This is a genomic window from Bradyrhizobium sp. STM 3561, from assembly GCF_045571455.1.
In the GTDB taxonomy this organism is placed as follows: Bacteria; Pseudomonadota; Alphaproteobacteria; order Rhizobiales; family Xanthobacteraceae; genus Bradyrhizobium; species Bradyrhizobium vignae.
In genome coordinates this window covers 7610852-7623329 of sequence record NZ_CP120695.1, presented here as the reverse complement: position 1 = coordinate 7623329, position 12478 = coordinate 7610852, and the positions used below count along the sequence as shown (strand labels likewise).

Genomic DNA, 12478 nt, shown 5'->3' with positions numbered 1-12478 from the left:
TGAGAGAAATGCTTCGACGAACAGATTCAGGCCGTATCAGCCAAGAACGAACCTGGACAGGTATCAACCGCGTGCCGCCGCGTGTCCGCGTTCGGTGTATGCGGAGCGGACGGCACAATTTTAAATATTCGTCAATAATGCCACAACCACAACGCTAGTAAAGCCCTGCGGCGGTGCTTTTGCGAACGGCAGTCGTCGACGTGAGATACGAGATCCGCCGAGGACGGTTTCGTCTCGCCAGGTCAATATTCGACGGCGAGCCGCTTGCGGATTTCGTCTACGCGCTTGTCGAGCGCGTCGAACCGCGCGTGCACGGAGCGGTCGTGGAGATAGAAGACGTAGCCGCCGGCAAGGAACGCGAAGATCCAATGGTGATGCTCGACATAGCCAAAAATCGCCTCGATGGCCTGGCCGATGAACGTGACCACGCTCCACACGAATTCCATCGCATTTCCTCCCGGCGCTTCCTCATCGGTCGCCGGCGATCTCCACTTCAGGCGGCCGCTCTCCGGAACCTAGCATGGCCTCCTTGCGGCGAGTAGCGGCTAGCTGAACGGTGACGGCAAAGCCGATTGCAGCGGCGGCGAAACTCTGCGAAGTCTGGTCCGTTCGCATGACCCGCTTGATCCGACGATCCGGACCCGCCAATGCCTTCTGTCTTCGAGACCTCACCCACCGCCACCCCGATCACCTTCGTCACCAAGTCGAGCTGGGATCAGGTCGCCGAGACGCTGCCACCGGCGCACCGCCAGTTCGCAAGGGCGAGCGCCTTTGCCGCCAAGCCAGGCAGCTATCTGGCGCTGCCCGCGCCGGATGGCGCGATCGCGCAGGTGCTGTTCGGTCTCGAGGACGAGGGCGCCAGATCGCGCGACCTGTTCCGGCCGGGCGCCCTGCCCGGCCTGCTGCCGCCGGGCACCTATCGCTTTGCCAATGCACCGCACGATGCGCGACTGGCGGCGCTCGCCTTCGCACTGGGCTGCTACCGCTTTGCCCGCTACCGCAAGGCTGATCGCCCCGAGGTCCGGCTGGTCCCACCTGACGGTGTCGACCCGGCCGAGATCGAGCGTATTGCCGATGCCGCGATGCTCGCGCGCGACCTCATCAACACGCCGTCCAACGACATGGGCCCGTCGGAGCTCGCGGCGGCCGCGCAGGCGCTCGCGGCCGAGTTCGGGGCAAGCTTCGCCTGCACAATCGGCGAGGATCTGAAGACGAATTTCCCGCTGATCCACGCCGTCGGCATGGCCTCGAGCCGCGCGCCACGGCTGATCGACATCGGCTGGGGCGATCCTGATCATCCCAAGGTGACGCTGGTCGGCAAGGGCGTGTGTTTCGACACCGGCGGCCTCGACCTGAAGCCGTCGAGCGGCATGCTGATCATGAAGAAGGACATGGGCGGCGCCGCCAACGTGCTGGCGCTGGCGCGCATGGTGATGGATGCGAAGCTGAAGGTGCGGCTGCGCGTGCTGATCCCGGCGGTGGAGAATGCGGTCGCCGGAAATGCCTTCCGCCCGCTCGACATTTTTACCTCGCGCAAGGGCATCACGGTCGAGATCGGCAACACGGATGCGGAAGGACGCCTGGTGCTCGCCGATGCGCTGGCGCTGGCCGACGAGGAGAAGCCGGACCTGCTGATCGACCTGGGCACGCTGACCGGCGCGGCGCGCGTCGCGCTGGGGCCGGACCTGCCGCCCTTCTACACCAATGATGAGACGCTGGCCGTCGACGTCGCGCGCTGCGCGGCGAAGGAGAACGATCCGTTGTGGCGCATGCCGCTGTGGCCGCCTTACGATTCCTGGCTGGACTCCAAGACGGCGACCATCACCAATGCGCCGTCGGGCGGCTTTGCCGGCTCGATCACCTGCGCCCTGTTCCTGCAGCGCTTCGTCGAGCACGCCAAGAGCTGGTTGCATGTCGACATCTACGGCTGGACGCCGTCGGCGAAGCCGGCGCGGCCCGAAGGCGGCGAGTGCCAGGCCGCGCGCGCCATCTACGCATTGCTGAGCGAGCGCTATGCGTGATCCAGGACACGATCCAAGGCTGACGCCGGCGCGGGGCGACATCGCCGCGAAGTATCTCGAAGGCAAGGTTGCGGCGGAGCGCTTCGTCACCGGCGAAGAATTCGAGGTCATCGACGCGCTCGCGCCGTTGCGCGAGCAGCCATCCTCGAATGCGATGCTGATGACGGAGGCGCTGCGGGGCGAGCGCGTCACGGTCTACGACCGCAACGGCGAAGGCTGGGCCTGGGGCCAGCTCAATGGCGACGGCTATGTCGGCTGGCTGCCCGACGCGGCGCTGTTGAAGCCGACGGCCGCGCCGACGCACAAGGTCAGCGCACTCCGGACGTTTGCGTTTCCCGGCCCGTCGATCAAGCTGCCGCCGGCTGCCACGCTGGTCCTGGGATCAAGGCTCACGATCGCGCGCGAGGACGGGGCCTTCGCGGTGACGCGGGACGGAACGTTCTTGCCACGGACTCACCTCGCGCCGCTCGATCATTACGAGCCGGATTTCGTCGCAGTGGCCGAGCGCTTCATTGGCACACCTTACCTCTGGGGCGGCAAGAGCAGTTTTGGCATCGATTGCTCGGGCCTGGTCCAGGTCTCGCTGGCATCAGCCGGGATCGGCTGCCCGCGCGACAGCGACATGCAGCTCGCCGGTCTCGGCCGTGCGCTGGAGCCGCATGAGCGGAGCAGCCTGCTGCGTGGCGATCTGATCTTCTGGAAGGGCCATGTCGCCATCGTCCGCGACGGCAGCACCATGGTTCACGCCAATGCCCATCACATGGCGACCGTGATCGAACCGATCGAGCCCGCGATTGCGCGGATCAAGCAGGCCGGCAGCGAGGTCGTCGCGATCAAGCGGCTCTGATTGTTCTTGTGATTCCGGGGCACGCGCATCGCGCCTGAACTATGGTGCGCAATTGCGCACCTGAGCACCTCGCACCATAATCTCTGGGTTCCGGGTTCGCGCTGCGCGCGCCCCGGAATCACGAACGCTACGTCGCGACCGCCCCGTTCCCCGCGGTCTCCAGCCGGAACGCGGCCGCGAACAGCGCGCGCGTGTAATCCGTCTTCGGATTCCGAAACAGTTCGGCCGCCTGCCCCTCCTCGACCACCTTGCCGCCGCGCATCACGATGAGATGGCTGGCGAGCGAGGCGACGACGCGTAAGTCGTGCGAGATGAACATGTAGGTGAGGTCGCGCTTGCGCTGGAGCTCGCGCAGCAGATCGACCATCTGCGCCTGGAACAGCATGTCGAGCGCGCTGGTCGGCTCGTCCAGCACGACGAAATCCGGCTCCAGCACCACCGCCCGCGCGATGCTGATGCGCTGGCGCTGGCCACCCGAGAATTCATGCGGATAGCGGAAGCGCGTCTCCGGATCGAGCCCGACATCCTCCAGCGCCTTGACGACGCGTGCCTCGCGCTCCTCACGCGACAGCTTCGGCTGATGCACCGACAGGCCCTCGGCGATGATGTCGGCGACCGACATGCGCGGTGAGAGCGAGCCGAACGGATCCTGGAACACGATCTGCATGTCGCGCCGGAAGGGGCGCATCTCCTTGAAGCGCAGGCCCTGGATGTCCTTGCCTAAGAACACGATACGGCCATTCGAGGAGATCAGCCGCAGCAGTGCGAGCCCCAGCGTGGTCTTGCCCGAGCCGGATTCGCCGACCACCCCGAGCGTCTCGCCCTTGCGCACGGCGACGCTGACGCCATCGACTGCCTTGATGTGGCCGACCGTCTTGCGCATCAGGCCGCGCCTGATCGGGAACCAGACTTTGAGATCATCGGCCGACATCACCACCGGCGCACTCGGCTGCGGCGGCGCGGGATCCGGCTTCGGCTCCGCGGCGAGCAGGTCGCGCGTATAGGGATGTTTCGGGGTCTTGAAGACCTGCTCGACCGGCCCCTGTTCGACGATCACGCCGCCCTTCATGACGCACACGGTATCGGCGATGCGGCGGACGATGCCGAGATCGTGGGTGATGAACAAGAGGCTCATGCCGAGCCGCGAACGGATCTCGGCGAGCAGCGCCAGGATCTGCGCCTGCACGGTGACGTCGAGCGCCGTGGTCGGCTCGTCCGCGATCAACAGATCCGGCTCGTTGGCGAGCGCCATCGCGATCATCACGCGCTGGCGCTGACCGCCGGAGAGCTGGTGCGGATAGCTCTTCAGCCGCGTCTCGGGCTCGGGGATGCCGACCTGCGTGAGCAGCTCCAGCGTCCGTCTGCGCGCCTCGGCATTGCTGGTCGGATTATGCAGCTGGATGATCTCGCCAATCTGCGCCTCGATCGTGTGCAGCGGATTGAGCGAGGTCATCGGCTCCTGGAAGATGATGGAGATGTCGCTGCCTCTGATCTCCCGCATCTGCCGCTCGGATTGCTCGATCAGCTCCTGCCCCTTGAAACGGATGCTGCCCGAAGGATGGGAGGCGTTCGGGTACGGTAGCAGCTTGAGGATCGAGAGCGCGCTGACCGACTTGCCGGAGCCGGACTCGCCGACCAGCGCGACGCATTCGCCGCGCTTGATCTGGAACGAGACCTTGTCGACCGCGAGCGTGGTGGCGCCGGCCTGATGGAAGGCCACCGAGAGATCGCGCACGCTGAGCAGGGGCTGGTTGATGGCGTCCATGACCTTACCTGAACGTCTTGCGCGGATCGAAGGCGTCGCGCACGGCTTCGCCGATGAAGATCAACAGCGACAGCATGATCGCAACCGAGAAGAAACCTGAGAAGCCGAGCCACGGTGCCTGCACGTTGGCCTTGGCCTGCGACAGCAGCTCGCCGAGCGAAGGTGAGCCCGGTGGCAGGCCGAAGCCGAGGAAATCGAGGGCCGTCAGTGTCATCACCGAGCTCGACACGATGAAGGGCAGGAAGGTCATGGTCGCGACCATCGCGTTCGGCAGCAAGTGACGGAACATGATGACCGGGTTGGACACGCCGAGCGCCCGCGCCGCCTGGATGTATTCGAAATTGCGCCCGCGCAGGAATTCGGCCCGCACCAGACCGACCAACGAGACCCAGGAGAACAGCAGGAGGATTCCGAGCAGCACGAAGAAGCCGGGCACGAGGACCGAGGACAGGATCAGGAGAAGATAGAGCGAGGGAATCGCCGTCCAGATCTCGATGAAGCGCTGGAAGATGAGATCGACCCGGCCGCCGAAATAGCCCTGCACCGCTCCCGCCGCGATGCCGATAACGGACGAAACGATGGTGAGACAAAGGCCGAACAGCACCGAGATGCGGAAGCCGTAGATCAATCGCGCCACCACGTCGCGGCCCTGATCGTCGGTGCCGAGCCAGTTGTATTCGAGGTCGCGGCAGCTCTTCAGCCCCTTCTTCTCCACCACCGGCTTGCACTGCTTCTCCGTCAGCATCCAGGTCGGCGGCGACGGTGCCGGTGTCGGCAGGTCGAGATTATGCGTGTCGTAGGAATAGCGGATCAGCGGCCAGACGATGGTGCCGCCCTTGTCCTTGATCAGCTTCTGCAAATAGGGATCGCGGTAGTCCGCCGCCGTCTCGAAATCGCCGCCGAAGGTCGTCTCAGAATAGGTCACGAAGGCCGGCCAATAGAGACGGCCGTCGAATTTGATCAGGAAGGGCCGATCATTGGCGATCAGTTCCGCAAACAGCGAGACCACGAACAAGCCGATGAAAATCCAGAACGACCAATAGCCGCGCCGGTTGGCCTTGAAGTTCTGCCAACGCCGCCTGTTGAGTGGCGAAGGCGCGTAGGGCTTGCGCGTGATCGGTACGACCCCTCCCAGCGGAGACTTGGCCGTGGTCTCGATCGGCGTCGGCGCGGTAATCGTCATCAGACCTCCCGCGCCTCGAAGTCGATCCGAGGATCGATCCACATATAGGTCAGGTCGGAGATCAAATTGATCACGAGACCGACCAGCGAAAAGATGTAGAGCGTGCCGAACACCACCGGGTAGTCGCGGTTGAGCACGCTCTCGAAGCTGAGCAGCCCGAGCCCATCCAGCGAGAAGATGGTCTCGATCAGCAGCGAGCCGGAAAAAAAGGCGTGGATGAAGGTTCCGGGGAAGCCGGCGATCACGATCAGCATGGCGTTGCGGAAGACGTGGCCATAGAGCACCCGGCTCTCGGTGCAGCCCTTGGCCCGCGCAGTCATGACGTATTGCTTGCGGATCTCGTCCAGGAACGAGTTCTTGGTCAGGAACGTCATGGTGGTGAACGCGCCAAGCCCCATGGCGATCAGCGGCAGCGTCAGGTGCCAGAAGTAATCGAGGATCTTCCAGTACCAGGGAAACTGCGACCAACCGTCCGAGGTCAGTCCGCGTAGCGGGAACCAGTTGAAGAAGGAGCCGCCGGCAAACAGGATGATCAGGAGGATCGCAAACAGGAAACCGGGAATCGCATAGCCGAGCACGAGCACTGTCGATGTCCAGGTGTCGAATCGCGTGCCGTCCTTCACCGCCTTGCGGATGCCGAGTGGAATCGAGATCAGATAGGTCAGAAGCGTCAGCCACAGTCCGAGCGAGATCGAGACGGGCAGCTTCTCCTTAATGAGCTGGAGCACGCTGACGTCGCGGAAATAGCTCTTGCCGAAATCGAAGCGAGCGAAATTCCACACCATCAGCAGGAAGCGTTCCGGTGCCGGCTTGTCGAAGCCGAACTGCACCTCCAGCTTCTTGATGAAATCAGGGTCGAGCCCCTGCGCCCCCCGATATTTCGAATTGATGGCATCGCCGCCGGCACCGACCTGCCCAGGTGCGCGCTGCGCAAAATCGCCGCCGCCCGAAATGCGCGACGTGCCGCCGGTATCGGCGCCTGAGAGTTGCGCGATCACGCGCTCGACCGGGCCGCCCGGCGCGAACTGCACGACGACGAAGGACACGAAGAGGATTCCGAGCAGCGTCGGGATCATCAGGAGGATGCGGCGGGCGATATAGGCGCTCATGGCTATTTTGCCTGCTCGAGCTTGGCCGCCTTGGCGGGTTCATGCCACCAGATGTCGGGCGCGCCGACGCCGTTGGCATAGCGCGGCAATTTCTGCGGATGGCCGAACTGATCCCAATAAGCCAGCCGGTGCGTCTTGTTGTACCATTGCGGCACCCAATAGCGGCCGGCGCGGAACAGACGATCGAACGCGCGGCAGGCGATCGTCAACTCCTCGCGGCTGTCAGCCGCCATGATCTTCTCGATCATTGCATCGATCGCCGGACTGGCGACGCCCGCGAGATTGTACGAGCCCTTGGTGTTCGCCACCTGCGAGGAGAAGAACGCGCGCATGGCATCGCCTGGCGTCGCCGACATGCTGAAGCGCTGGATGGTCATGTCGAAATCGAAATCTTCCTGGCGCGCCTTGTGTTGCACGGCATCGACGAGACGCACGCTCGCCTCGATGCCGAGCGTCGCCAGATTCTTGATGTAGGGCGCATGGTGCGGCTGGAACGAGGGCTCATCCAGCAGGAACTCGATCCTGAACACCTCGCCATTCGGCAGCACCCGCTTGCCGTCCTTGATCGGCACGCCGGCTTCGTTCAGCAGTTGCTGCGCCTTGCGCAACAGGCTGCGGTCTTGCCCGGAGCCGTCTGACACCGGAGGCGTAAACGGCGCAGCGAACACTTCGTCGGGAACCTGACCGCGGAAGGATTCGAGCAGCTTGAGCTCCTCCTGCGAAGGAGGCCCATCGCCCGCCATGAGGTCCGAGTTCTGGAACGGCGACACGGTACGGGCATAAGCCCCGTACATGATGGTCTTGTTGGTCCATTCGAAATCGAAGGCGTTGATCAGGGCCTCGCGCACGCGCGCGTCCTTGAACTTGTCGCGCCGCGTGTTGATGAACCAGCCTTGCGCGCCGGACGGCGTGTCGTCGGGCACGACCTCCAGCTTGACGCGGCCATCCTTCGCGGCCGGGAAGTCATAGCGTGTCGCCCAGATGCGCGAGGTGAACTCCTCGCGGTAGAGATAGCTCTTGCCGGTGAAACCCTCGAAGGCGACATCGCGGTCGCGATAGAACTCATAGCGCACGACATCGAAATTGTAGGTGCCGCGGCAGGGCGGCAGATCGGCAGCCCACCAGTCCTTCACCCGCTCATACTCGATATAGCGATTGACCTCGAACTTGCCGACCTTGTACGGACCAGAGCCCAGCGGAGTCTCCAGAGACGATTCATCGAACGGGCGAGACGCGTAGTACGCCTTCGAAAAGATCGGAAGCCCGGCGACATAGAGCGGCACGTCGCGGGCGCGTCCCTTGGCAAAAGTGACGACGAGCGTCGCATCGTCGAGCGCTTCGGCGCTGACCATGTCGCGCATCTGCACGATGATGAGCGGATGGCCCTTGGTCTTCAGCGCCGTCAGCGAGAACGCCGCATCATGCGCAGTGAGCTTCGTGCCGTCGTGGAATTTCGCCTCGGGCCGCATGGTGAAGCGATAGACCAGCTTGTCCGGCGATATCCGCACGGATTGGGCGGCCAGCCCGTACATCGCATCGGGCTCGTCGTTTGCGCGGACCATCAGCGGTGCAAACGTCATGTCCATGCCCTGCGCGCCGTCGCCCTTCAGGATGAAAGCGTTGAGCGAGTTGAAGGTCTGGTAGGACTGGTTGTACGAGCGCACCGACGGGATCAGCGAGAACGTGCCTCCCTTCGGCGCGTCGACATTGACGTAATCGAAATGATGGAAGTCGGCCGGATATTTGAGATCGCCGAACGCCGAGATGCCGTGCGCCTCGGTCGCCGCTTCCGACGCTCGCGCACTGCGTAGCGGCTGCGCACCCAGCGACGCCCCGAGGGCGCCGCCAACGCCCAAGACCAACACATGGCGGCGTGACATCTGCGTCATGCGGGGGTTGTCCTTCACGACTTCTTTGCGATCCGCGCTGCCTTCTCTGCGTCATACCACCAGATGAACGGGAAGCCGGACAGACCATATCTGGGCAATTCCCCCGGCCGGCCGAAGCGATCCCAGCGCGCGGTACGCAGCTTTGGATAATTCCACTGCGGCACGACGTAGTGATTCCACAGCAGCACGCGGTCGAGCGCCTTGGTCGCGGCAACGAGATCGTCGCGATCGGTGGCGTAGATGACCCGCTCGATCAGCTTGTCAACCGCCGGATTCTTGATGCCGGCAACATTGCGCGAGCCGGCGATGTCGGCCGTCTTGGAGGACCAGAATTCGCGCTGCTCATTGCCCGGCGACTGCGATTCGGGCCAGGAGTTGGTGACCATGTCGAAATCCCACTCGCGGGTCCTGTTCTCGTATTGAGTTGGATCGACGGTACGCACGCTGACGGCAATGCCGAGCCGCTCCAGCGACGGCTTGTAGAACAGCGCGATCCGCTCGAAGCTCGGATCCGAATTCAGCAGTTCCAGAGAGAACTGGGCACCGGTCTTGACGTCGATCAGCTTGCGGTCGCGCACCTCGTAGCCCGCCTCCTTGAAGAGGCGCAGCGCCTCGCGAAGATTGTCGCGCACGGCCTCGGGGCTGCCGCCGACCGGATTGGTGTAGGCGGTGGTGAAGACTTCGGGCGGGACCTGGGCGCGGACGGTCTCGAGGATCTCGAGCTCCTTCCCCCGTGGCAGGCCGGTCGCCATCAGATCTTCGATCCCGTCGAAATAGCTGCTGATGCGCTTGTACTGACCGTAGAAGATCTGCTTGTTCATCTCCTCGAAGTCGAACGCGTAGTTGAGCGCGCGACGCACGCGGGGATCGCTGAACTTGGCGCGGCGCAGGTTCGGCACGAATGCCTGCATCACGCCCGAGCTGCGATTGGGGAATTCCTCGAGGATCACGCGCTTTTCGGTCACCGCCGGGAAATCGTAGGCTGTCGCCCAGTTCTTCGCGCTGTTCTCGGTGCGCCAATCGACCTGGTCGGCCTTGAAGGCCTCGATCGCGACAGTGGCGTCGCGGAAGTAGTCGTAGCGCAGCTCGTCGAAATTGTTGCGGCCGACATTGGCAGGCAGATCGCCGCCCCAATAGTCCTTGACGCGCTCCAGCGCGATCGATCGTCCTGCAACGAATTCCTTGACCCGGTAAGGGCCGGAACCGAGCGGCACTTCGAGCGTCGTGGCGGAAACGTCGCGCTTGCGGCCCTGCGCGTCCGTCCCCTCCCACCAATGCTTCGGCAAGACAATAAGCTGTCCCACGATCTGCGGCAGTTCACGGTTGCCGGGTGCGTCGAAGACGAACCGCACCTCGCGCTCGCCGACCTTCTCGGCCTTTACCACATGGCTGTAGTACGCCGAGTACATCGGATGGTTCTTCTTGAAGGAATCGAGCGAGAAGATCACGTCATCCGGCGTCACGGGCTTGCCGTCATGCCATTTGGCTTGCGGCCGCAAGCGATAGGTGACGAAGGAGAAGTCATCGGGGTGGCTGACCGCTTCCGCCAGCGCGCCGTATTCGGTCGAGACCTCGTCAAGCGAGGGCGTCGTGAGGGATTCGTAGATGAAGGCGATCGCACCGGCCACCTGCCCCTTCACACCCGATACGACGATGTTGAAATTGTCGAATGTGCCGACGGCGATCTGGCGCGCCACGCCACCCTTGGGCGCGTCCGGATTGACGTAGTCGAAGCGCTTGAAGTCGGCGGGGTACTTGACCTTTCCGAACAGCGACAGCGCATGGCGCCAGGGCAGCTCAGCTGCTGATTGCGCATGCGCCGAGCCGACGGCAACGCCCGCGACGGAACCAAGGGCGGGAAGCGCTGCGGCAGCAGTGCCGGTGAGCAGGAGATCGCGTCGGGTAATGGCCAAATCAACATCCCTGTCTTGAAGGAGGCTACTCCTTTAAGTTCCCAATATAGGCGAGGTTTCGACGGAATATGTTGCTTTTTCCTCATCTTGGAAGCCCCGACGACCCATCGCATGCGGCCAAACGCCCCGATAACGTCGTCGCGAGGTCCGGATAAGGAAACGGCCAGGCTTTTCAGCCCGGCCGCACATTCCGAATGAGTTCTGGAGGCCTTACTTCGACGCGGTCGGCAGCGACTGAGGATGGTCCGACAGCGAGTTCAGATAGGCAATGACGTCGGCGCGCTCGGAGTCCTTCGGAATGCCGGCGAAGCCCATCGCGGTGCCCGGAATGAAGCCCTTCGGGTTGGCAATGAACTTGTTGAGATCGTCGAAGGTCCAGGTGCCACCCTTGGCCTTCATGGCGGCCGAGAAGTTGAAGCCGCGGCCTTCGCCCTTCGGCTCGCCGACAACGCCATAGAGGTTCGGACCGACCCGATTCGGGCCACCCTTCTCGAATGTGTGGCAGGCGCCGCATTTCTTGGCGGCGGCAGCGCCCTTCTCGACGGAGGCAGTCTGGAGCAGCTTTTCGATCGGCTCGGAGGACGCTGCGGCGGCGGCACCACCTTCCTTGCCGTGGCCGGCATCTTCCTTCACCGCGATCTCAAAGCCCGGCTTTTCCGGCATCTTGGGGGAGAATAGCGCCTGGGCGGTGAAGCTCGTCACCAGCAGAACGAGACAGGTGCCGAGCACGGCACCGAGAATCTTATTGAGTTCGAAAGAGTCCATTTCCGGCCAGGCCCCACCGCAAGAAGGAAACAGCGGCCCGGATGGCCGCCAGGACGAGCCTCGGGAGAATCAAAACGTTCCTTATTGTTTCCCCGAGTTTTGTCATTGAGATATCGGTTTGCCCGGGGTCTGGCAACCCGTATAAGCGACCCGGCTTTCAGCCCGTCCCCACTCCATTTCTCGGCGCGGAAAACGCCCGGTTTCCAGGCTCTCGACCCCGGACCTTTGAATCCAAATGACCGATCCTCGCATCCTGGTGCTGATCCCGGCCCGCATGGCCGCCACCCGCCTGCCCGGCAAGCCGCTCGCCGATATCGCAGGTCTGCCGATGATCGTGCACGTGCTGCGCCGTGCCGAGGCCGCGGCAATCGGCCGGGTCGCGGTCGCCACCGACACCGACGAGATCGCCTCGGTGGTGACCGCCCATGGCGGCGAGGCGGTGATGACCCGCGCCGACCACCCTTCCGGCTCGGACCGCATTCACGAGGCCATGCAAAAGCTCGATCCCGAGGGCAAGGCCGAGATCGTGATCAATCTCCAGGGTGATTTCCCGACCATCACGCCGGCAACGATCCGCGAGGTGCTGCCGCCCTTCGACGACCCCGCGGTCGACATCGTCACATTGGCCTCGCAGATCCACACCGAGGAGGAGGACCTCGCCCCGAGCGTGGTGAAGGCTATCGGTTCGCCGATCGGGCCGAAGCGGTTGCGGGCACTTTATTTCACCCGCGCCACAGCTCCTTACGGCAACGGACCGCGATACCACCACATCGGCCTTTACGCCTATCGCCGCGCCGCGCTGGAGCGGTTCGTGTCGCTGCCGCCTTCGCCCCTGGAACGCCAGGAAAGCCTGGAACAGCTGCGGGCGGTGGAGGCCGGCATGCGCATCGACATCATGATCGTCGACAGCGTCCCCCGGGGCGTCGATACGCCGCCCGATCTCGAAACCGCGCGCAGCATCCTTTCCAAATCCTGAGCCGCTGCTA

10 protein-coding genes are annotated in these 12478 nt (G+C 63.8%); 3 read left to right on the top strand and 7 right to left on the bottom strand.

The genetic code is table 11. From position 1 onward, the window contains the following. Nucleotides 1-242 precede the first annotated feature (242 nt). A complete protein-coding gene (locus P6U28_RS36090) occupies nucleotides 243-446 on the bottom strand; it encodes a hypothetical protein (RefSeq protein WP_122405766.1) in 204 nt (67 codons plus the stop codon). 201 nt (nucleotides 447-647) lie between these two features. On the opposite strand from P6U28_RS36090, the gene P6U28_RS36085 reads away from it, so the two are divergent. Both P6U28_RS36085 and P6U28_RS36080 read left to right on the top strand, forming a co-directional pair. Then, nucleotides 648-2021: a M17 family metallopeptidase gene (locus tag P6U28_RS36085; protein WP_122405767.1), complete on the top strand. Its 1374-nt coding sequence runs from the start codon at nucleotides 648-650 to the stop codon at nucleotides 2019-2021. Then, nucleotides 2014-2868: a C40 family peptidase gene (locus P6U28_RS36080; RefSeq protein ID WP_122405768.1), complete on the top strand. Its 855-nt coding sequence runs from the start codon at nucleotides 2014-2016 to the stop codon at nucleotides 2866-2868. Before P6U28_RS36085 ends, P6U28_RS36080 begins: the two co-directional genes overlap by 8 nt. A gap of 127 nt (nucleotides 2869-2995) precedes the next feature. Here P6U28_RS36080 and P6U28_RS36075 read toward each other — a convergent pair whose 3' ends face one another. The 6 genes from P6U28_RS36075 to P6U28_RS36050 form a co-directional block, all read right to left on the bottom strand. Continuing rightward, nucleotides 2996-4633 carry an ABC transporter ATP-binding protein gene (locus P6U28_RS36075; RefSeq protein ID WP_407120703.1) on the bottom strand — a complete coding sequence of 546 codons (1638 nt, stop codon included), beginning with the start codon at nucleotides 4631-4633 and terminating at the stop codon, nucleotides 2996-2998. A gap of 4 nt (nucleotides 4634-4637) precedes the next feature. Then, nucleotides 4638-5816, bottom strand: a complete 1179-nt coding sequence (locus P6U28_RS36070) for an ABC transporter permease (RefSeq protein WP_122405769.1) — start codon at nucleotides 5814-5816, stop codon at nucleotides 4638-4640. After that, nucleotides 5816-6925, bottom strand: coding sequence for a microcin C ABC transporter permease YejB (locus P6U28_RS36065; RefSeq protein ID WP_122405770.1), 1110 nt, complete (start codon nucleotides 6923-6925; stop codon nucleotides 5816-5818). Before P6U28_RS36065 ends, P6U28_RS36070 begins: the two co-directional genes overlap by 1 nt. A gap of 2 nt (nucleotides 6926-6927) precedes the next feature. Next, nucleotides 6928-8814, bottom strand: coding sequence for an extracellular solute-binding protein (locus tag P6U28_RS36060; RefSeq protein ID WP_209295284.1), 1887 nt, complete (start codon nucleotides 8812-8814; stop codon nucleotides 6928-6930). Nucleotides 8815-8828: 14 nt separating this feature from the next. Beyond that, entirely contained in the window at nucleotides 8829-10727 is a 1899-nt protein-coding gene (locus P6U28_RS36055) for an extracellular solute-binding protein (protein WP_407120702.1), read from the bottom strand. Nucleotides 10728-10937: 210 nt separating this feature from the next. Further along, a complete protein-coding gene (locus P6U28_RS36050) occupies nucleotides 10938-11492 on the bottom strand; it encodes a cytochrome c family protein (protein ID WP_122405773.1) in 555 nt (184 codons plus the stop codon). Between the two features lie 235 nt (nucleotides 11493-11727). Here P6U28_RS36050 and P6U28_RS36045 point away from each other — a divergent pair, with 235 nt between their 5' ends. Then, a complete protein-coding gene (locus P6U28_RS36045; protein ID WP_122405774.1) occupies nucleotides 11728-12468 on the top strand; it encodes a 3-deoxy-manno-octulosonate cytidylyltransferase in 741 nt (246 codons plus the stop codon). Nucleotides 12469-12478 lie beyond the last annotated feature (10 nt).

Coding starts and splice junctions, on each gene's coding strand:
- P6U28_RS36050 (WP_122405773.1), bottom strand. CDS start 11,492: ATGGACTCTTTCGAACTCAATAAGATTCTCGGTGCCGTGCTCGGCACC.
- P6U28_RS36080 (WP_122405768.1), top strand. CDS start 2,014: ATGCGTGATCCAGGACACGATCCAAGGCTGACGCCGGCGCGGGGCGAC.
- P6U28_RS36065 (WP_122405770.1), bottom strand. CDS start 6,925: ATGAGCGCCTATATCGCCCGCCGCATCCTCCTGATGATCCCGACGCTG.
- P6U28_RS36085 (WP_122405767.1), top strand. CDS start 648: ATGCCTTCTGTCTTCGAGACCTCACCCACCGCCACCCCGATCACCTTC.
- P6U28_RS36060 (WP_209295284.1), bottom strand. CDS start 8,814: ATGACGCAGATGTCACGCCGCCATGTGTTGGTCTTGGGCGTTGGCGGC.
- P6U28_RS36070 (WP_122405769.1), bottom strand. CDS start 5,816: ATGACGATTACCGCGCCGACGCCGATCGAGACCACGGCCAAGTCTCCG.
- P6U28_RS36075 (WP_407120703.1), bottom strand. CDS start 4,633: ATGGACGCCATCAACCAGCCCCTGCTCAGCGTGCGCGATCTCTCGGTG.
- P6U28_RS36090 (WP_122405766.1), bottom strand. CDS start 446: ATGGAATTCGTGTGGAGCGTGGTCACGTTCATCGGCCAGGCCATCGAG.
- P6U28_RS36045 (WP_122405774.1), top strand. CDS start 11,728: ATGACCGATCCTCGCATCCTGGTGCTGATCCCGGCCCGCATGGCCGCC.